18 protein-coding genes are annotated in these 20,579 nt (G+C 55.0%); 4 read left to right on the top strand and 14 right to left on the bottom strand.

The features are described 5' to 3' along the window. Window positions 1–229 precede the first annotated feature (229 nt). The gene (uvrA, locus tag OGV82_RS20000) at window positions 230–3,052 is read left to right on the top strand and encodes an excinuclease ABC subunit UvrA (RefSeq protein WP_012134614.1); all 2,823 of its coding nucleotides are present in this window, start codon (window positions 230–232) and stop codon (window positions 3,050–3,052) included. 95 nt (window positions 3,053–3,147) lie between these two features. Here uvrA and OGV82_RS19995 read toward each other — a convergent pair whose 3' ends face one another. The 5 genes from OGV82_RS19995 to dnaB form a co-directional block, all read right to left on the bottom strand. Continuing rightward, on the bottom strand, window positions 3,148–3,504 hold the full coding sequence (locus OGV82_RS19995) for an MmcQ/YjbR family DNA-binding protein (protein WP_012134615.1): 357 nt from the start codon (window positions 3,502–3,504) through the stop codon (window positions 3,148–3,150). Window positions 3,505–3,753: 249 nt separating this feature from the next. After that, a complete protein-coding gene (aphA, locus tag OGV82_RS19990; RefSeq protein WP_047459659.1) occupies window positions 3,754–4,467 on the bottom strand; it encodes an acid phosphatase AphA in 714 nt (237 codons plus the stop codon). A gap of 306 nt (window positions 4,468–4,773) precedes the next feature. Beyond that, window positions 4,774–5,967 carry an aromatic amino acid transaminase gene (gene tyrB, locus OGV82_RS19985; RefSeq protein WP_047459662.1) on the bottom strand — a complete coding sequence of 398 codons (1,194 nt, stop codon included), beginning with the start codon at window positions 5,965–5,967 and terminating at the stop codon, window positions 4,774–4,776. A gap of 148 nt (window positions 5,968–6,115) precedes the next feature. Then, on the bottom strand, window positions 6,116–7,195 hold the full coding sequence (gene alr, locus OGV82_RS19980) for an alanine racemase (protein WP_047459665.1): 1,080 nt from the start codon (window positions 7,193–7,195) through the stop codon (window positions 6,116–6,118). Window positions 7,196–7,339: 144 nt separating this feature from the next. Continuing rightward, on the bottom strand, window positions 7,340–8,755 hold the full coding sequence (gene dnaB / locus OGV82_RS19975) for a replicative DNA helicase (protein WP_012134629.1): 1,416 nt from the start codon (window positions 8,753–8,755) through the stop codon (window positions 7,340–7,342). 81 nt (window positions 8,756–8,836) lie between these two features. Between dnaB and OGV82_RS19970 the strand changes: the two genes are divergently transcribed. Beyond that, window positions 8,837–9,820, top strand: a complete 984-nt coding sequence (locus OGV82_RS19970; protein ID WP_012134630.1) for a quinone oxidoreductase — start codon at window positions 8,837–8,839, stop codon at window positions 9,818–9,820. A 176-nt stretch (window positions 9,821–9,996) separates the two neighbouring features. Here the strand turns inward: OGV82_RS19970 and pspG are convergent, their stop codons facing one another. Together pspG and dusA are read right to left on the bottom strand one after the other, a co-directional pair. After that, a complete protein-coding gene (gene pspG / locus OGV82_RS19965) occupies window positions 9,997–10,239 on the bottom strand; it encodes an envelope stress response protein PspG (protein WP_047459668.1) in 243 nt (80 codons plus the stop codon). A 162-nt stretch (window positions 10,240–10,401) separates the two neighbouring features. Further along, window positions 10,402–11,397, bottom strand: a complete 996-nt coding sequence (gene dusA, locus OGV82_RS19960) for a tRNA dihydrouridine(20/20a) synthase DusA (protein WP_047459672.1) — start codon at window positions 11,395–11,397, stop codon at window positions 10,402–10,404. Window positions 11,398–11,552: 155 nt separating this feature from the next. Here dusA and zur point away from each other — a divergent pair, with 155 nt between their 5' ends. Then, the gene (gene zur / locus OGV82_RS19955; protein ID WP_012134638.1) at window positions 11,553–12,068 is read left to right on the top strand and encodes a zinc uptake transcriptional repressor Zur; all 516 of its coding nucleotides are present in this window, start codon (window positions 11,553–11,555) and stop codon (window positions 12,066–12,068) included. Between the two features lie 93 nt (window positions 12,069–12,161). On the opposite strand, the gene OGV82_RS19950 is transcribed toward zur, so the two are convergent. The 4 genes from OGV82_RS19950 to OGV82_RS19935 all read right to left on the bottom strand — a co-directional run bounded on the left by OGV82_RS19950 (window position 12,162) and on the right by OGV82_RS19935 (window position 15,277). Further along, window positions 12,162–12,371: a CsbD family protein gene (locus OGV82_RS19950; protein WP_024130835.1), complete on the bottom strand. Its 210-nt coding sequence runs from the start codon at window positions 12,369–12,371 to the stop codon at window positions 12,162–12,164. 137 nt (window positions 12,372–12,508) lie between these two features. Then, complete coding sequence (gene dinF / locus OGV82_RS19945) at window positions 12,509–13,828, bottom strand: MATE family efflux transporter DinF (RefSeq protein WP_047459676.1); 1,320 nt, start codon at window positions 13,826–13,828, stop codon at window positions 12,509–12,511. Window positions 13,829–14,176: 348 nt separating this feature from the next. Then, the gene (gene lexA, locus OGV82_RS19940) at window positions 14,177–14,785 is read right to left on the bottom strand and encodes a transcriptional repressor LexA (protein WP_012134642.1); all 609 of its coding nucleotides are present in this window, start codon (window positions 14,783–14,785) and stop codon (window positions 14,177–14,179) included. Between the two features lie 123 nt (window positions 14,786–14,908). Continuing rightward, window positions 14,909–15,277 (bottom strand): diacylglycerol kinase, encoded by a 369-nt coding sequence (locus tag OGV82_RS19935; protein ID WP_012134643.1) that lies wholly within the window; start codon window positions 15,275–15,277, stop codon window positions 14,909–14,911. 170 nt (window positions 15,278–15,447) lie between these two features. Between OGV82_RS19935 and plsB the strand changes: the two genes are divergently transcribed. After that, window positions 15,448–17,868 (top strand): glycerol-3-phosphate 1-O-acyltransferase PlsB, encoded by a 2,421-nt coding sequence (plsB, locus tag OGV82_RS19930; protein ID WP_047459680.1) that lies wholly within the window; start codon window positions 15,448–15,450, stop codon window positions 17,866–17,868. A gap of 91 nt (window positions 17,869–17,959) precedes the next feature. Here plsB and ubiA read toward each other — a convergent pair whose 3' ends face one another. From ubiA to malM, 3 genes are all read right to left on the bottom strand, one after another. Next, window positions 17,960–18,829 (bottom strand): 4-hydroxybenzoate octaprenyltransferase, encoded by an 870-nt coding sequence (ubiA, locus tag OGV82_RS19925; protein ID WP_012134645.1) that lies wholly within the window; start codon window positions 18,827–18,829, stop codon window positions 17,960–17,962. A gap of 12 nt (window positions 18,830–18,841) precedes the next feature. Then, window positions 18,842–19,339 carry a chorismate lyase gene (gene ubiC, locus OGV82_RS19920; RefSeq protein WP_012134646.1) on the bottom strand — a complete coding sequence of 166 codons (498 nt, stop codon included), beginning with the start codon at window positions 19,337–19,339 and terminating at the stop codon, window positions 18,842–18,844. Window positions 19,340–19,520: 181 nt separating this feature from the next. Further along, the gene (gene malM / locus OGV82_RS19915) at window positions 19,521–20,462 is read right to left on the bottom strand and encodes a maltose operon protein MalM (RefSeq protein ID WP_012134648.1); all 942 of its coding nucleotides are present in this window, start codon (window positions 20,460–20,462) and stop codon (window positions 19,521–19,523) included. Window positions 20,463–20,579: the final 117 nt, after the last annotated feature.

The following is a 20,579-nucleotide window of genomic DNA, read 5'->3' as shown; positions in this document are numbered from 1 at the left end:
TTTCTGAATAAGTGTAAACGCGCGATTGTAGCATTACCAATAGCGTTTTTACTACGATGCGAGGCTGATTCCAGTAAACAACCTTGGGCGGACATTGTTACACAGTAGCCTGTGTTTTGCATTCCAATACTGTATATCCATTCAGGTTGAGTTGTGTCATAATTAACCGTTTGTGATCGCCGGTAGCGCCATGCGGCCGGGAAAAAGCGTTTTAATCCGGGAAAGGTGAATGGATAAGATCGAAGTTCGGGGCGCCCGCACCCATAATCTCAAAAACATCAACCTCGTCATCCCGCGCGACAAACTGATTGTCGTCACCGGGCTTTCGGGTTCTGGCAAATCCTCGCTCGCTTTTGACACCTTGTATGCCGAAGGGCAGCGTCGTTACGTTGAATCCCTTTCCGCGTATGCGCGTCAGTTTCTGTCTTTGATGGAAAAACCAGATGTCGACCATATTGAGGGGCTGTCGCCCGCTATCTCAATTGAGCAGAAATCGACATCCCATAACCCGCGCTCTACGGTAGGTACAATTACCGAAATACATGACTATCTGCGTCTGCTGTTCGCCCGCGTGGGTGAACCGCGCTGCCCGGATCATGACGTCCCGCTGGCGGCGCAAACCGTCAGCCAGATGGTGGATAACGTGCTGTCTCAGCCGGAAGGCAAACGCCTGATGCTGCTGGCGCCCATTATTAAAGAGCGCAAAGGCGAGCACGCCAAAACGCTGGAAAACCTGGCCAGCCAGGGCTACATCCGCGCCCGTATTGATGGCGAGGTCTGCGATCTCTCCGATCCGCCGAAGCTGGAGCTGCAAAAGAAACACACCATTGAGGTCGTGATCGATCGTTTCAAAGTCCGTAGCGATCTGTCCCAGCGCCTGGCGGAATCTTTTGAAACCGCACTGGAACTCTCCGGCGGCACCGCGATCGTCGCGGATATGGACGATACGAAAGCGGAAGAACTGCTCTTTTCCGCCAACTTCGCCTGCCCAATTTGCGGCTACAGTATGCGCGAGCTGGAACCGCGTCTGTTCTCGTTCAACAACCCGGCGGGAGCCTGCCCGACCTGTGACGGCCTCGGCGTACAGCAATATTTCGATCCCGATCGCGTGATCCAGAACCCGGAGCTTTCTCTGGCTGGCGGCGCGATTCGCGGCTGGGATCGCCGTAACTTCTATTACTTCCAGATGCTGAAATCGCTGGCGGAACACTATAAGTTCGACGTGGAAGCGCCGTGGGGAAGTCTGAGTCAGAACGTGCATAAAGTCGTTCTGTACGGTTCCGGCAAAGAGAGCATCGAGTTCAAATACATCAACGATCGTGGCGACACCTCCGTGCGTCGCCATCCGTTCGAAGGCGTGCTGCACAACATGGAGCGCCGTTACAAAGAGACGGAGTCCAGCGCGGTACGTGAAGAGTTAGCTAAATTCATCAGCAACCGTCCGTGCGCCAGTTGTGAAGGCACGCGTCTGCGCCGTGAAGCTCGTCATGTCTTCGTCGAGAATACTCCGCTGCCTGCGATCTCCGACATGAGCATCGGCCATGCGATGGACTTCTTCAATAATCTCAAGCTCGCAGGCCAGCGTGCAAAGATTGCTGAGAAGATCCTCAAAGAGATTGGCGACCGCCTCAAGTTCCTGGTAAACGTCGGCCTCAACTACCTGACGCTGTCCCGTTCGGCAGAGACCTTGTCCGGCGGCGAAGCCCAGCGTATCCGTCTGGCCAGCCAGATTGGCGCGGGGCTGGTAGGCGTGATGTATGTGCTGGATGAGCCGTCTATCGGTCTCCATCAGCGCGATAACGAACGTTTGCTGGGAACGCTGATTCACCTGCGTAATCTCGGCAATACCGTGATTGTGGTGGAGCATGACGAAGACGCCATCCGCGCCGCCGACCATGTGATCGATATCGGCCCCGGCGCTGGCGTACACGGCGGTCAGGTCGTGGCCGAAGGGCCGCTGGAGGCGATTATGGCGGTGCCGGAATCCCTCACCGGCCAGTACATGAGCGGCAAACGCAAGATTGAAGTGCCGAAACAGCGCGTTCCCGCGAACCCGGAGAAAGTGCTGAAGCTGACCGGCGCGCGCGGCAACAACCTGAAAGACGTCACCCTGACGCTGCCGGTTGGCCTGTTTACCTGTATCACCGGCGTATCCGGGTCGGGTAAGTCTACGCTTATCAACGACACACTGTTCCCGATTGCCCAGCGCCAGTTAAACGGGGCGACCATTGCGGAACCTGCGCCGTATCGTGATATTCAGGGGCTGGAGCATTTCGACAAAGTCATCGACATCGACCAGAGTCCGATTGGCCGTACGCCGCGCTCTAACCCGGCAACGTATACCGGCGTGTTTACGCCCGTACGTGAGCTGTTCGCTGGCGTGCCGGAATCACGCTCACGCGGCTATACGCCGGGACGTTTCAGCTTTAACGTGCGCGGCGGGCGTTGCGAAGCCTGTCAGGGCGACGGCGTCATCAAGGTTGAAATGCACTTCCTGCCGGATATTTACGTACCGTGCGACCAGTGCAAAGGCAAGCGCTATAACCGCGAAACGCTGGAGATTAAGTACAAGGGCAAGACTATCCACGAAGTGCTGGATATGACCATCGAAGAAGCGCGCGAATTTTTTGACGCCGTTCCGGCGCTGGCGCGTAAGCTGCAAACGTTGATGGACGTGGGTCTGACCTACATCCGTCTCGGTCAGTCCGCCACCACGCTCTCCGGCGGTGAAGCACAGCGCGTGAAGCTGGCGCGTGAATTGTCGAAACGCGGCACCGGGCAGACGCTGTACATTCTGGATGAACCGACCACCGGTCTGCATTTTGCCGATATTCAGCAACTGCTGGACGTGCTGCACCAGTTGCGCGATCAGGGCAACACCATTGTGGTGATTGAGCACAACCTGGACGTCATTAAGACGGCGGACTGGATTGTCGATCTCGGCCCGGAAGGCGGCAGCGGCGGCGGCGAAATTCTTGTTTCCGGGACGCCGGAAACGGTCGCAGAGTGTGAAGCGTCACATACTGCCCGTTTCCTCAAGCCAATGCTGTAATAATGCCCGATGGCGCTGCGCTTATCGGGCCTACAGAATATGCGTAATAGTTTGTAGGCTCGATAAGGCGCTTGCGCCGCATCCGGCAAAACGGCTCACGGCTGCACCAACAGCTTACGCTTGTCCTCCGGCAGGGTACTTACCGCCAGTTGATAAGAGGCATCCACCAGATAATAGATTTGCGAATCCGGTAGCGAACCATCCAGGTAGACGGTGCTCCAGTGCGCTTTATTAAGATGTCGGCTTGGTCGCACATCGCTGTGTTGCTGGCGCAGCAACTCCGCCAGTTCAGGGCTGGTTTTCAAAGATACCGCCGGGCGATTTTCCACCTCTTTCACCATGGCAAAAAGCACATCTTCAACCTTGATTTGTGTGGCTTTCCAGTCACTGTGAACGCTCTGTTCCGCGCCTGTTTTTGCCATGCAATATTGCAGTAACTCCGAATTGGTCATCTTCTTATTCCCCTTTTAAGCATATTGCCCCACTGAGAACGTCTCTTACTCAGTTTGCAGCAAGTCCGCCAAAGGTAAAAGCCAGCAGCTCAATTTTGTTCAAAAAAACAGCGATTGAGAATCTTGCCGGATGATGTCACTGTAGGCCGGATAAGGTGCCTGCACCGCCATCCGGCACCCGTGCCGCTTATTGCCTGATGGCGACGCTAATGCGTTTTATCAGTCCTGGGGCAAAAGGTTCCGCCGGTTTTAATATTCCGAGTTCACAATCACCTCTTCCCCAAACGCGCCGGCCTGCGGCAACGGTTTATAGGTAGAGTTGGAGGCGCGCAGGATGCGGATGCCACGAATGCCCGCGTCACGGGCTGCCGTAATGTCATTGTCGGAGTCGCCGTAGAAGATGCGGATATTTTTCTCCTGTAGCCACTGCGTTTTGGTGTTCTGGCCCTGCTTGTCGCCTGCAAAAATCACAGGATTCATATTGGCTGCGGGAATGTGGAAATCATCAGCCAGCGTTTTCGAGACGGTTTCGGTTTTCGTCTGGCTCCGCCCCGTGACAAAAAAGATGCTGTCGCCACGCCGGACGTGCATATCAATAAGCAGACGCGCCACCTCTTTCGGAATGCTGAACTCATCCCAGCCGTTGTTCATCTTCTCCCAGAATGCCGGATTTTTCAGATAATCCTCGCTTTCTGGCGAATAGACTTTTTTGCCGCGCCAGAAGCCAGGGCTGGAAAACAGCACGGTGTCATCAATATCAAACCCGACAGCAATGGGAGGACGACCCGCCAGGCTATTTTCGATCTGCGCGACAGAGACCCAGTGGATGGGAGATTGCTCGGCGAGTTTCGCAACGTTGGTGCCAGGATTTAGCGGCGACGGCGAGGACGCCAGGGCGATTGCTGAATTATTTAACGTGAAAAGTAAACAAAAGGCGCTCAAGGCCAGGGTTATCTTGCGCATATTTTTCCCTAAATAGTCAGTTAGTTATGATTTTTAATTATATTGACTGGTCAAAAAACTCTCTGACCATAACCCCAGCGGCAGGTGAAAGGAAGAATTTTCTGCGGTTTTGTTACAGAAAAAGAGGATGATCACATATGAATGGAGGGGCAGCGCTGCTCGCCCGGTGGCGCTACCGCTTACCGGGCCTACGAGTTGCTTTGTAGGCCGGATAAGGCAACGCCGCCATCCGGCAGGTCGCCCCCGGGCCTACGGGCTGCTTTGTAGGCCGGATAAGGCAACGCCGCCATCCGGCAACACAATCACTTACATCACCGCAGCAAACGCCTTCGCCACGCGCTGGACATTGCCGGAATTCAGACCCGCCACGCACATGCGTCCGCTGGCGATCAGGTAGACGCCGAACTCATCACGCAGACGGTCCACCTGTGCAGCGCTCAGGCCGGTATAGCTGAACATGCCGCGCTGTTGCAGCAGATAATCAAAGTTACGGCCCGGTATCTCGGCATTCAGGACATTCACCAGTTCCTGACGCATCGCCAGGATACGCGTACGCATTGCTTCCACTTCCGCCAGCCAGCTGGCTTTGAGCGCCTCATCGTTCAGTACGGCGGCAACCACCTGCGCGCCAAAATTCGGCGGGCTGGAGTAGTTACGGCGCACGGTGGCTTTGAGCTGACCCAACACGCGGCCTGCGGCCTCAGCGTCTTCACAGACCACCGAAAGCCCGCCCACACGTTCGCCATACAGCGAGAAGATCTTCGAGAAAGAGTTACTGACCAGCGCGGGTAATCCGGCGCTGGCAATGGCGCGAATCGCGTAGGCATCATCTTCCATACCGGCGCCAAATCCCTGATAGGCAATGTCGAGGAACGGAATCAACTCGCGCGCTTTCAGGATCTCAATAACCGCATCCCACTGCGAATGGGTTAAATCAGCACCGGTCGGGTTATGGCAGCACGGATGCAGCAGCACAATGCTGCGGGCAGGCAAGGTGTTGAGGGTCGCCAGCAAGTCGTTGAAACGTACGCCGTTAGTGGCGTTGTCATACCAGGGGTAAGTACTTACTTCGAAACCAACGCCTTCAAAAATTGCGATGTGGTTTTCCCAGGTCGGGTCACTGACCCACACGGCGGATTCAGGAAAATAACGCTTCAGGAAATCCGCCCCTACCTTCAGCGCACCGGAACCGCCCAGCGTCTGAATTGTCGCCACGCGTTGCTGCTGAAGAACCGGATGATCGGCGCCAAACAGCAACGGCGCAATGGTATGGCGATAGGTATTGAGACCTTCCATTGGCAGGTACAGCGACGCGCCGTGCGGCTGCGCATTAATCCGGGCTTCCGCTTCGGCAACGGCTTTAAGCTGAGGAATAATGCCCTCTTCGTTGTAATACAGACCGATGCTGAGATTCACTTTGTCGCTACGCGAATCCTCTTTGAAACGCTCCATAAGCGAAAGAATCGGGTCGCCAGCGTAGGCGTCAACTTTTTGAAACACGCTGTGGTTCTCCAGGTTTACAGGCAGGGGGTTAAAACACAATAAACCGGAAGCGTGAGAAGATCGAGAGGATGTTGATGTGAATATCGCCGGATGGCGGGGTATCCGCCTTATCCGGCCAGGGATCAATGCGCCACCCGGCACGCATTTAATCAATGTACTTCATCGCAACCCTTGATGTCAGGCGCGTGATAAGTTCGTAAGCACTCACTTTTGTTATTTCCGCAATGCGCTCAACGGGCAGACCTTCACCCCACAAAATGACCGGATCGCCTGCTTTGTCCTGCGCCTGAGGGCCTAAATCGACGCAGATCATGTCCATCGCCACGCGACCGACAATCGTCACTTCCCGACCGTTAACCAGCACCGGCGTACCGGACGGCGCCGCACGCGGATAACCATCGCCATAGCCCATAGCAACCACGCCCAGACACGTATCACGCTCGCTGATCCATGTGCCGCCGTAGCCCACCGGTTCGCCCGCTTTATGCTCGCGAACGGCAATGAGGCTGGAGATTAGCGACATGACCGGCTGGCAGCCAAAATCTTCGCCAGTGGACTGATTTTCCAGCGGCGAGACGCCGTAGAGGATGATGCCCGGTCGCGCCCAGTCAAAATGAGACTGTGGCCACAACAGGATGCCGCCGGAAGCGGCGATGGAACGTTGTCCCGGTTTACCTTCGCAGAAGGTATTAAAAATATCGAGTTGCTGCTCGGTCGCACCGCATTCCGGCTCATCGGCGCGGGCGAAATGGCTGACGATATTTACCGGCTGGCGCACATTTTTACACTGCGTAAGCCGTTGATAAAACGCTTCGGCTTTTTCAGGACGCACGCCCAGACGATGCATTCCCGTATCCAGTTTCATCCACACCGTTACCGGCTCATCCAGCTCGGCGGCTTCCAGCGCGGCAAGCTGTTCTTCGTTATGCACGGCGGTATGCAGATGCTGTGCAGAGATGACTGGCAGATCGGTGGCTTCAAAAAAACCTTCCAGCAACAGAATGGGCTGCGTGATCCCGCCCGCCCGCAGGCGCAGGGCTTCTTCAAGGCGGGCGACGCCAAAAGCGTCGGCATCAGGGAGCGTTCGCGCGGTCTCCAGAAGACCGTGTCCGTAAGCGTTCGCTTTCACGACCGCAACCAGCTTGCTGGCAGGCGCCAGTTCACGCAGACGTTGCAGATTGTGTCGCAGAGCGCGGCGGTTAATGACTACAGTTGCCGCTTGCATTTGAATTCCTTATAAAAAGAATCGCCAAAATCATTCGCGTTGCAGGACAAAAACGCTCTGGCGTTTTTGAACAGCGCCGGCGCTGTTCCCGAAGGGATAAGCGGGCGCAGTCAACGCATCTGCGGCGTGAATGATGAAGGAGATTTACTCGTCGTCGTATTGCGGTCCCGCATAGTTATCGAAACGCGACCATTGCCCGTTAAACGTCAGACGTACCGTACCGATTGGGCCGTTACGTTGTTTACCAATAATAATTTCTGCGATGCCTTTTAAGTCGCTGTTTTCGTGATAAACCTCGTCACGATAGATAAACATAATCAAGTCGGCATCCTGCTCGATGGAGCCGGATTCACGCAGATCCGAGTTGACCGGGCGTTTATCGGCGCGTTGTTCCAGAGAGCGGTTAAGCTGCGACAGCGCCACCACCGGCACCTGTAGCTCTTTTGCCAGCGCTTTTAGCGAGCGGGAGATTTCCGCGATTTCCAGCGTACGGTTATCGGAGAGCGACGGCACGCGCATCAGTTGCAGGTAGTCGATCATGATCAGGCTTAAGCCGCCATGTTCACGGTAGATACGACGGGCACGCGAACGAACTTCCGTCGGCGTCAGGCCGGATGAATCGTCAATATACATATTACGCTTCTCCAGCAGGATGCCCATCGTACCGGAAATACGCGCCCAGTCTTCGTCATCCAGCTGACCCGTACGAATGCGCGTCTGGTCCACGCGCGACAGCGACGCCAGCATACGCATCATAATCTGTTCGCCGGGCATCTCCAGACTGAAGATCAGTACCGGTTTCTCCTGCAACATCGCGGCGTTTTCGCAGAGGTTCATCGCAAATGTCGTTTTACCCATCGACGGACGCGCCGCAACGATGATCAGATCCGAGCGCTGCAAACCGGCGGTTTTTTTGTTTAAGTCCTGATAACCGGTATCGACCCCTGTCACACCGTCATGCGGCTGCTGGAAAAGGGTTTCAATGCGCGCCACGGTCGCATCGAGGATTTGATCGATGCTTTTCGGGCCTTCGTCTTTATTGGCGCGGTTTTCCGCAATCTGGAAAACGCGAGATTCCGCGAGATCCAGCAGCTCGTCGCTGTTGCGCCCCTGCGGATCGTAACCCGCATCGGCAATTTCATGGGCGACGGAAATCATATCGCGAACAACGGCACGTTCGCGGACAATATCCGCATAAGCGCTGATGTTCGCCGCACTTGGCGTATTTTTGGATAACTCCGCCAGGTAAGCAAAACCGCCAACGCTATCCAGTTGCCCCTGAATTTCCAGCGACTCCGCCAGCGTGATCAGGTCAATGGGTTTCCCCATTTCCTGCAAACGGTGCATTTCGGTAAAAATATGCCGGTGCGGCCGGGTATAAAAGTCATCCGCCACTACGCGTTCGGCGACATCGTCCCAGCGTTCATTATCCAGCATTAAACCGCCCAACACCGACTGTTCCGCTTCAATCGAGTGCGGCGGCACTTTCAGCCCGTCAACCTGCAAATCACGGTCACGCGCATCAGTCTGTTGTTTGTTGAAGGGTTTATTTCCTGCCATAGTGAATGGAGTTACCGAGATAAAGAATGGGTCGAAACTTTACCATATAAGTGGACCCTTACGATACGTTCTGGAGGAAGCATGGCAACACGAATTGAATTTCACAAGCACGGTGGCCCTGACGTCCTGAAAGCAGTGGACTTTACCCCTGTAGACCCGGCGGAAAACGAAATCCAGGTCGAAAATAAAGCGATTGGCATCAACTACATTGATACCTATATTCGCAGTGGGCTCTATCCACCGCCATCCCTGCCCAGCGGGTTGGGCACTGAAGCGGCGGGCGTGGTGAGTAAAGTCGGCAGCAACGTTAAACATATTAAAGCGGGCGACCGCGTCGTTTATGCCCAGTCTGCGCTCGGGGCTTACAGTTCGGTACACAATGTTCCCGCCGATAAGGCCGCCATTCTCCCTAAAGCGATCTCTTTCGAGCAGGCTGCCGCCTCTTTTCTGAAAGGATTAACGGTCTTTTATCTGCTGCGCAAAACCTATGAGGTTAAACCCGACGAACCGTTTTTGTTCCATGCCGCCGCCGGGGGCGTGGGCCTTATCGCCTGCCAGTGGGCTAAAGCGTTGGGCGCGAAACTTATTGGCACGGTAGGCAGCGCGCAGAAAGCGCAAATTGCCTTACAGGCTGGCGCATGGAAAGTGATTAACTATCGTGAAGAAAATATCGCTGAACGGGTGAAAGAGATTACTGGCGGCAAAAAAGTACGGGTGGTTTACGATTCAGTCGGGAAAGATACCTGGGAAGCGTCGCTGGATTGCCTGCAACGCCGGGGGCTGATGGTGAGTTTTGGTAACGCTTCCGGCCCTGTGACCGGCGTTAACTTAGGCATCCTGAACCAAAAAGGCTCGCTGTACGTCACTCGCCCTTCTCTCCAGGGTTACATCACCAGTCGCGATGAATTGACCGAAGCCAGCAACGAGCTGTTTTCACTGATTGCCAGCGGCGTGATAAAAGTCGAGGTCGCGGAGAATCAGAAATACGCATTGAAAGATGCGCAGCGCGCGCATGAGGTGCTGGAAAGCCGGGCAACGCAGGGATCGAGCCTGCTCATTCCGTAGTATGACGGGGAAAAGAATTAGGGCTTCCACACGGGAAGCCCTTTCTTTTTTAGTTCGGCTGTATGTAGGGTACAGCTCGATGAATTCATTAGCCGCGCAATAGTGACAGATTTGATAATCAATTCCTATTTGCTTCTAAGAAGAAAGTTACAGGTTGTGATCCTCTGCACAATACCTTAGTAAAACCGACGGTTATTGCGCTGATACTGTGGGATTTTCGGCGTTTTTATCGCTTTGATGACCCACACCACGGCAACAGCCAACAGCAACCACGGCAGCAGTTTGATCACCAACGCAAACATCCCGCCCAGGAACATCACGGCGGTCGCCACCATCAGCGCGGCCAGAATCCCCAACAATGACACGCCGGTGGCCATCAGCATGATAAAAAAGCCCATCACAAAAAGTAGTTCCAGCATGATTCCCCCTGAATATGGAATGCCCGGTGGCGTAGCGCTTTGCGGGCCGACATATTCAGACCATTACAAGAAACATGCCAAAATTAATCTATTGATTTGCAAACAAAACGCCCCGCGGCAGTGCGCAGGGCGTGGTGAAATTGACTAACTTTTAGTGAGAACTTAACGCTTATCCGCCACCCGTTTCAGCGCATGTTCCAGCACGTCAATGTCGGCGCCTGCTTTATGGGCATTTTCGCTCAGATAACGGCGCCACTGGCGCGCGCCAGGAATCCCCTGAAACAGCCCCAGCATATGACGGGTAATATGCCCGAGGTATGTCCCCTGGCTCAGTTCACGCTCAATGTACGGATACATGGCGCGAACGACAGCCACAGGATCGGCATCCGCCGTGGTCGCGCCAAAGATCTCACGGTCAACGGAGGCCAGAATGCCCGGGTTTTGATAGGCTTCGCGCCCGATCATCACGCCATCCATATGCTCCAGATGCGCTTTCGCCTCTTCCAGCGACGTAATACCACCGTTGATGGACATGGTCAGATGCGGGAAATCACGCTTTAACTGGTAAACGCGCGGGTAATCCAGCGGCGGGATCTCGCGGTTTTCCTTCGGGCTGAGCCCGGAGAGCCAGGCCTTGCGCGCGTGGATAATAAACATCTCGCATTCGCCTTTACCGGCGACCGTATTGATGAAGTCACAGAGAAATTCGTAGCTATCCTGATCGTCAATACCGATACGGGTTTTGACCGTTACCGGGATCGACACTACGTCCCGCATCGCCTTCACGCAATCCGCCACCAGTTGCGCATTTCCCATCAGACAGGCGCCAAACATGCCGTTTTGTACACGGTCAGACGGGCAGCCTACGTTAAGGTTAATTTCGTCATATCCTCGCGCCTGCGCCAGTTTCGCGCATTGCGCCAGCGCAGCCGGATCGCTGCCGCCAAGCTGCAACGCCACCGGATGCTCTTCCTCGCTGTATGCCAGATAGTCGCCTTTGCCATGAATGATCGCCCCGGTTGTTACCATCTCGGTATAGAGCAACGTCTGGCGAGACAGCAGACGCAGGAAGTAGCGACAATGTCTGTCCGTCCAGTCGAGCATCGGCGCGATAGAAAAACGATGAGCAGGAAAAGCAAACTGTGATTCTGTAGACATGGCGAAATTTTAAGCACCTGGTGAATTTGGGGCGCTACTATAGCACAGCCCACTGAAAGATTAGCTGACGATATATCGTTAGGGCTGCTTCTCGGCGTTTTACGCAGAACATGGTAAAGTAGAAGATTAACCTTTCACGCAATCCGAGGTGCCACATGGAAAAGACCACCACGCAAGAGCTTTTAGCGCAAGCTGAAAAACTCTGTGCGCAACGCAATGTGCGGCTGACACCCCAGCGCCTCGAAGTGTTGCGTCTGATGAGTCTGCAGGAAGGCGCGATCAGCGCCTATGACCTGCTGGATCTGCTGCGTGAAACGGAGCCGCAGGCCAAACCGCCGACGGTGTATCGTGCGCTCGATTTTCTGCTTGAGCAGGGTTTTGTTCACAAGGTCGAATCCACCAACAGCTACGTGCTCTGTCACCTGTTCGATCAGCCGACCCATAGCTCGGCCATGTTTATCTGCGACCGTTGTGGTGTGGTAAAAGAGGAGTGTGCTGAAGGCGTGGAAGACATTATGCATACGCTGGCGGCAAAAATGGGGTTCGCTCTGCGCCATAACGTAATTGAAGCACACGGGTTATGCCCGGCGTGTGTGGAAGTCGAAGCCTGTCGCCACCCCGGCGAGTGCCAGCACGACCATTCTATTCTGGTGAAGAAGAAACCACGTTAAATAAATCGGGCGGCTAATCCGCAGACGCCGCCCAAAGCAAGTATGTTGAACAGAGGGGAGTACGTCCTTGTACTCACGGGCAGGAGAAGTTGATTACCAGCGGTAGTCGTTACGGTTTTCCCATTCTTTCACTTCTTTTTCCGCCTCATCTTTTGCGTAACCATAGCGTTCCTGGACTTTACCCACCAGTTGATCACGCTTACCTTCGATGACTGTCATATCATCATCGGTCAGTTTGCCCCATTGCTCTTTCACTTTACCTTTAAACTGTTTCCAGTTGCCGCCGATTTCGTCTTTATTCATCATCAAGTCCTCATCGTTCGGTTGTGAATAGCGGGAGAACGTCGCTCAAACGCATTACGTTTTCTGCTGAACGTGAGATTAATTGTAGTCAGTGATTCGGCCTTCGTTTTTTAATTCAGAGTTTTTAACCACCGGACTCAGGCAAACCAGGTCCCTTTTCGCCAGTGTCGCCGCCAGATAAATGCCAGAGAAAGCCCACGAAGCGCCAGAAAAACGGTTAGCGCAAGCCACAGTCCGTGGTTCCCCAGCAGCGGTATCGTCAGTAGGGTGAGCGCAAACCCGGCTGCGGCGACAGCCATGCTGTTACGCATTTCAGCCGCCCGCGTCGCCCCGATAAACATACCGTCCAGCAAATAGCACCAGACGCCCACCAACGGCAGAATCACCTGCCAGATAAGATAGCGATCGGCCAGAAGCTGAATCTGCGGCAGCGAAGTCAGCAGGGCGATGATGTACTCACCCGCCAGCACATAAACCAGCGCAAACAGCAGCGCCACAATTCCCGACTGGCGACACGCCGCCCGCCATACGTCCAGTAGCTGGCTGCCGTCCCGCGCGCCATAAGCCTGACCCGAATGGGCTTCTACCGCATAGGCGAAGCCGTCCAGCGCATAGGCAGTAAAGGTCAACAACGTCATAAGAACGGCATTCACCGCAATGATATCGCTTCCCATACGGGCGCCCAGTACCGTGATTGCGCCAAAACAGAGTTGCAGCAGCAGCGAACGCAACATGATGTCGCGATTAAGCGCCAGCAAACGACGGAAGTTCCCGCGCCAGGCTTGTTTCAACATACCGGGAGAGACACCGCGCAGATGAAGGACTTTGCGTACCATCAGCAGACCAATTAACAGCGTGGCATATTCAGCGATGACCGTCGCCAGCGCAGCTCCTTGCACGTTCATGTGCAGCCCCATAACCAGCCACAGGTCGAGGACGATGTTCAGGATATTCCCGACAATCAGCAGGATAACCGGTGCACGAGCGTACTGAACGCCAAGCAGCCAACCAAGCAAAACCAGATTCGCCAGAGATGCCGGGGCACTCAGCCAGCGGATCGCCAGAAAGCGTCTTGCCTGCTCCAGCACCGCTTCGCTACCGCCAACGATATGCAATGCCAGATCGATAATCGGCGTGCGCAGCAGCGCAATCAGCGCCCCCGCGCTCAGCGCCAGGATGAGTGGTTGCACCAACGCTCTCGCCAGCGCTTGCGGATTTTTCGCGCCAAAGGCCTGCGCCGTTAACCCGGTAGTGCTCATGCGTAAGAAGAGCAACAGCATGAAAAGGAAGCTGGTTGCGGTTGCGCCAATGGCAACACCACCCAAGTAGACGGGGCTATCGAGATGACCAATAACAGCCGTATCCACCAAACCCAGTAAGGGGACGGTGATGTTGGAAAAAATCATGGGTAAGGCGAGGCGCCAGAGTGCTTTATCAGAGGATGTGAAGAAAGGCATGCAGATGAGCCTGAGAAAAAGTCAAATAAACCAATCGATTAATCGCCGGATGGCGGCATAAATGCCTTATCCGGCCTACGGTACTACGGACACATTTGCCGGATGGCGGCATAAATGCCTTATCCGGCCTACGGTACTACGGGTACATTTGCCGGATGGCGGCATAAACGCCGTATCCGGCCTACGGTACTATGGGCACATTTGCCAGATGGCGGCATAAATGCCTTATCCGGCCTACGGTACTATGGGCACATTTACCGGATGGCGGCGTAAATGCCTTATCTGGCCTACGGGGATATTTGTAGGCCTGATAAGCGCAGCGCCATCAGGCGTTGTGCCAGCGCCTGATTACAGCCATTCACCGTTACGGATAACGCCTACCGCCAGCCCTTCGATGGTGAAGCTCTGCTCACGCAGGTCAACCACGATCGGTTTAAATTCGCTATTTTCTGGCAAAAGTTCAACTTTATTGCCCTGTTTTTTCAGGCGTTTTACCGTGACTTCATCGTCAATACGCGCCACAACCACCTGGCCGTTACGGACATCCTGAGTTTTATGCACTGCCAGCAGATCGCCGTCCATAATTCCAATATCTTTCATCGACATGCCGCTAACACGCAGCAGAAAATCAGCATTGGGTTTAAACAGCGAGGGATCGACCTGATAATGGCCTTCGATATGCTGCTGCGCCAGCAGCGGTTCACCGGCGGCGACACGACCGACCAGCGGCAACCCTTCTTCTTCGTCCAGAAGCAGGCGAATACCGCGCGATGCGCCGGAAACAATTTCAATCACCCCTTTACGCGCCAGCGCTTTCAGGTGTTCTTCAGCGGCGTTTGGGGAACGGAACCCCAAACGCTGCGCGATCTCCGCACGCGTTGGTGGCATACCTGTCTGGCTGATGTGATCCCGAATGAGATCAAACACCTCTTGCTGCCTGGCCGTTAACGCTTTCATTCCGCCCCCTGGGTGTATATACAGTTATGCTGTGAGTATATACAGCTAAAGGTGATTTTGGAACCATAAACTGCGCAGAAAACAGGAGTTTTATACTGTTATGGAATCTTTATCGAAAAAACCTTAGCGGAAATGTGACCATAGCAGGAGACCCCAGGTCATCAGCGCGACGAAAATAGACAGCAGCACCGCCGCAGACCCCATGTCCTTCGCGCGGCCGGAGAGTTCATGGTATTCAGAGCCAATACGGTCAACAACAGCTTCAATGGCGCTGTTAAGGATTTCAACAATCATCACCAGCATCACGGAACCAATCAGCAATACGCGAGTAATGGCATCCACATCCAGCCAGCAGGCAATCAGCACGCCTGCCAGCACGGCGATGCTTTCCTGGCGAAACGCCGCTTCGTTGACCCATGCGGCGCGAAAACCTTTCCAGGAATAGCCTGCGGCTTTAATGATTCGGGTGAATCCAGTGGTATTATTGGCCATTAAAAGAACCTTTTTGCATTATTAGCGTCAATGAAATTATATCGTTGGCCCGTATGATTCGGGCGACGGCAACGCAGCGCGAAGTATGACGGGATACACCAGAAATTCACCAGACTTTCTGATATCCTTGCAGCGCATTTGCATTATTAACCAGAGGCTTTACATCGTTTATGTCCGGCTGGCCACGAATTTACTACAAATTACTGAATTTACCATTAAGCGTGCTGGTAAAAAGCAAGTCTATTCCGGCAGATCCTGCCCCGGAGTTGGGGCTTGATACATCGCGCCCTATTATGTACGTATTGCCGTACAACTCCAAAGCAGACCTGCTGACGCTGCGCGCCCAGTGTCTGGCGCACGATCTTCCCGACCCGCTGGAGCCGCTGGAGATCGACGGAACGCTGCTGCCGCGTTATGTCTTTATTCACGGCGGGCCGCGTGTCTTCACCTATTACACGCCAAAAGAAGAGTCCATTAAGCTTTTCCACAACTATCTCGATCTCCACCGCAGCAATCCCGATCTGGATGTGCAAATGGTGCCGGTATCGGTGATGTTTGGCCGCTCTCCGGGGCGCGAAAAAGGAGAAGAGAACCCGCCTTTACGTATGCTGAACGGCGTGCAGAAATTCTTTGCCGTCTCCTGGCTGGGACGCGACAGCTTTGTTCGTTTCTCGCCGTCCGTGTCTTTGCGTCGGATGGCTGACGAACACGGCACTGACAAGACAATAGCGCAGAAACTGGCGCGCGTGGCGCGTATGCACTTCGCCCGTCAACGTCTGGCGGCGGTCGGGCCGCGTCTGCCAGCCCGTCAGGATCTGTTTAACAAGCTGCTGGCTTCAAAAGCCATCGCTCGCGCCGTGGAAGATGAAGCGCGCAGCAAAAAAATCTCCCATGAAAAGGCGCAGCAAAACGCCATTGCGCTGATGGAAGAGATTGCCGCCAACTTCTCCTACGAGATGATCCGTCTGACCGACCGTATTCTGGGCTTTACCTGGAACCGTCTTTATCAGGGGATTAACGTCCATAACGCCGAGCGCGTTCGTCAGTTGGCGCACGACGGGCATGAAATTGTCTATGTGCCCTGCCACCGCAGCCATATGGACTATATGCTGCTTTCCTACGTGCTGTATCACCAGGGGCTGGTGCCGCCGCATATCGCTGCGGGCATCAACCTGAACTTCTGGCCGGCGGGTCCGATTTTCCGCCGTCTGGGCGCGTTCTTTATTCGTCGTACCTTCAAGGGCAACAAGCTCTACTCCACCGTTTTCCGTGAATACCTGGGCGAGCTGTTCAGCCGTGGTTACTCAGTCGAATATTTCGTCGAAGGCGGTCGCTCGCGTACCGGTCGTCTGCTCGACCCGAAAACCGGCACGCTGTCGATGACCATTCAGGCAATGTTGCGCGGCGGCACGCGTCCTATCACGCTGGTGCCGATCTACATCGGCTATGAGCATGTGATGGAAGTGGGCACTTACGCCAAAGAGCTGCGTGGCGCGACGAAAGAGAAAGAGAGCCTGCCGCAGATGTTGCGCGGTTTAAGCAAGCTGCGTAATCTGGGCCAGGGCTACGTCAACTTTGGCGAACCGATGCCATTGATGACTTACCTCAACCAGCATGTGCCGGAGTGGCGTGAATCCATCGATCCTATCGAGTCTATCCGCCCGGCCTGGCTGACGCCGACGGTGAATAACATTGCCACCGATCTGATGGTGCGCATTAACAACGCCGGCGCGGCCAACGCCATGAACCTGTGCTGCACCGCGCTACTAGCTTCCCGCCAGCGCTCTCTGACCCGTGAGCAACTGACTGAACAGCTCGACTGCTATCTGAGTCTGCTGCGCAACGTGCCGTACGCGGCGGATTCTACGGTTCCTGCGCAGAGCGCCAGTGAACTGATCGACCACGCCTTGCAGATGAACAAGTTTGAGGTCGAGAAAGACACCATCGGCGATATCATCATTCTGCCGCGCGAGCAGGCCGTGTTGATGACCTACTATCGCAACAACATCGCGCATATGCTGGTTCTGCCTTCCCTGATGGCGGCCATCATTACTCAGCACCGCCACATCTCGCGTGACGCGCTGATGCAGCATGTTGACGTGCTCTATCCGATGCTGAAAGCGGAACTGTTCCTGCGCTGGGAACACGATGAGCTTGCCAGCGTGATTGACGCGCTGAGCAGTGAGATGCAACGTCAGGGGCTGATCGCCGTGCAGAACGATGAGCTGCATATCAATCCGGCACATTCTCGCACGCTGCAACTGCTGGCGGCTGGCGCGCGCGAAACACTGCAACGCTATGCCATCACCTTCTGGCTGCTGAGCGCGAATCCGTCGATCAACCGCGGTACGCTGGAAAAAGAGAGCCGCACGGTCGCGCAACGTCTTTCCGTTCTGCACGGCATTAACGCGCCGGAGTTCTTCGATAAAGCGGTGTTCAGTTCCCTGGTGCTGACTCTGCGTGATGAGAAATACATCAGCGATACCGGAGACGCCGAGCCTGAGCAGACGATGAAGGTGTATCAGATGCTGGCCGATTTGATCACGTCGGATGTGCGTCTGACCATTGAGAGCGCAACGCAGGGCGAGTGACAATAAAAAGCCGGGTGGCGGCTTCGCCCTACCCGGCCTACGTTCTGCGCAATATGTTATGTAGGCCCGGTAAGCGCTACCGGGCTTTTTTTCAGCCAACGTAACTCATCGCCAGCCCTAAAAACAGCACCAGGCCGACGTAGTTATTGTTCATAAACGCTTTAAAACAGGCTTCACGTTCGCGCCCGACAATCAGTTTCTGCTGATACACAAACAGCGCGCCGGCCACCAGCACCGACCAGTAATACCCCCAGCCCAGCCCGTTCAGCCAGCCAATCAGCGCCATTAGCGCCAGCACCGCAATCTGCAAAATCCCGATAATAAGTTTGTCATGTCGCCCGAACAGAATGGCCGTCGATTTAATGCCGATTTTCAGATCGTCGTCCCGGTCAACCATCGCGTACTGCGTGTCGTAGGCTACCGCCCAGAGGATATTGGCCAGGAACATCAGCCAGCAGCTCAGCGGCACGGACTCACTCACCGCCGCAAACGCCATAGGAATAGACCAGCCAAACGCCGCGCCCAGCACAACCTGCGGCAAGTGGGTGTAACGCTTCATGAAGGGATAGACCCACGCCAGCGCCAGCGCCGCAATCGACAGCAGAATGGTCATCGTATTCAGCGTTAACACCAGCAGGAAGGAGAGCGCTACCAGTACGACAAACAGCGTGCGCGCCTCTTTCTCCGTGACCGCCCCGCTGGGCAACGGTCGGTTGGCCGTGCGTTTCACATGTCCATCAAACTTACGATCGGCATAATCGTTGACCACGCAACCGGCGGCGCGCATTAACCAGACCCCGGCGACAAACACCGCCAGAATCCACAGTTGCGGCACTCCCGGCGTCGCTACCCACAGCGCCCATAATGTCGGCCAGAGCAGCAGTAAGGCGCCGATTGGCTTATCCGTACGCATCAGGCGGTGAAACGCCAACAGCTTATTCTGCGTCAGACTCCACTCCATTTTGTTTTCCTCTTAATACAACGGTGATGCGGGCAAAAACAGCTCGGTAAGCATCAGCGGCTTACCGCTCAGACGCAGGCGGGAACGACGCCCCCACAGTGCGGCATCACGACCAATCTCAATAAAATCTCGGGTCAACGTTGATGATGTAAACAGGTAGCGCCCTAACGGCGTTTTTCCCAGATTTTGTAAGGCCAGCTCAGGGCCGCACAACGTTGATTCAGGCACGACGGTACGCCCGGCAAGCCAGGGTTCGCCGTCTGCACATAACAAAATTTCACGTAACCAGTAGCGGGATTCGACCGGTAGCAGCGCCACCTCTTCAGCCACTTCATGTGGACCAACAAACGCTTCCCGAAGCAATGTCACGCTTACCCGTTTCCCTTCTTGCTCAAAACGTTTGGTCATGGAATCTTCCAGAAGTAACCAGTCGAGCAACCGGGAATCCAGCGCAGGAATCTCTTTAAAATAGCGCAGCGCACGCAGTTGCGTTAACGCAGGGTGTGACATGCCGTACTCTCCGTTTCATAACGTAAAGGCATTGTATCGCAGAAAAGAGATTACGGGAGGCGTAAACATAATTAAGTGATCGGTTGCGCAACAGAAGTGTAACAACTCGCATGGAATGCTAAAAAAAAGGTGCGCCAGGAGACGCACCAGTTGTTGCAAAATCAGCAATGTGGGGAGACGCTTACCCCTTGCCTTTTACACTGCTGATAAACGTGGAACGGGCAGATGTCGATCCCAGGCGTTCGGCTTCATCAAGCAGTTTCAGAGCTTTATCAACGTCACCTTTCGCTACCGCGTCCTTAATCGCATTGTTGAAGTAGCTTTCCGTGTCGTTCAGCATGGGCTCGCTTTTCTTCGCCGGGGCAGGCGCTGGCGCGGCAACGGCTGGTGCGGTATAGGCGGTCGCCGGTGCCGCAGTATTGCCGACGGTGACCGGTCCCGGACCGGAAGAACCAAACAGCGGGCCAACCAGTACGCTGGAGCTGCTGTTGGTTTTCACTTTCAGTTTCAGCAGGCCATCAGTCGTGTGGCGCGCGATCGGATCGGGAATATCCGGGACGGCATTACCCACGCCTTTCGCATACGCTTTTGCCGGGTCAAGCAGCGTGGTGGTCTGCTGGAGATCGTTATTGGTGGTAAACACCAGAACGTACAGCTTCTGCTGGCCCAGCGCGGGCGTCAGACGCATCACCCCCTCCAGACGATCCGCGCTCATCACGCCGGGGGCCTGGTAGGTAAAGTAGCTGCTGGGGAAAAACGCTGAAGGCGTCAGGTTCTGGTCGAGAATCAGCACGTTCGGTGCAAATACGCTGGTTTGTTTGTTAACTTCGCTGCTCAATGTCAGCGTGAGCTCACCGATGTTCGCCGGTACGCTATACGCGGCAACCGGGCCTGTAATACCGGCGACGTCAAGCCGCTGACCACCGGTAGAAAGCTGTGTGGACTGCGTACTGGACTGGTCGACAGGCGTCCAGGTGAGTTGTTGTAGTGCGGCGGTCGGAATCGCAGGCGCTGCGCTGGTGTTTTGCGGAACATAGTTTACATCCGCCAGGCTGATGCCTGGTGCGCTTGCCAGCAACCCCGCAGATAAACAAAGGGCGACGAGACTTTTCTTCATTTTCATTGTTATCACCTCAGATAGCACGGGTTCAGCGGTGGCCAGGCAATAGCGCGCTAAACCGCGAGAAACGGTGCAGATAATGCCGGATAGCGGCTACGCCTTATCCGGCCTGCATCTCGT

Source organism: Citrobacter sp. CK191, assembly GCF_030333435.1.
Lineage (GTDB): Bacteria > Pseudomonadota > Gammaproteobacteria > Enterobacterales > Enterobacteriaceae > Citrobacter_B > Citrobacter_B koseri.
Note: the sequence above shows the minus strand (reverse complement) of the source record. Positions and strands in the feature narration are given on the sequence as shown.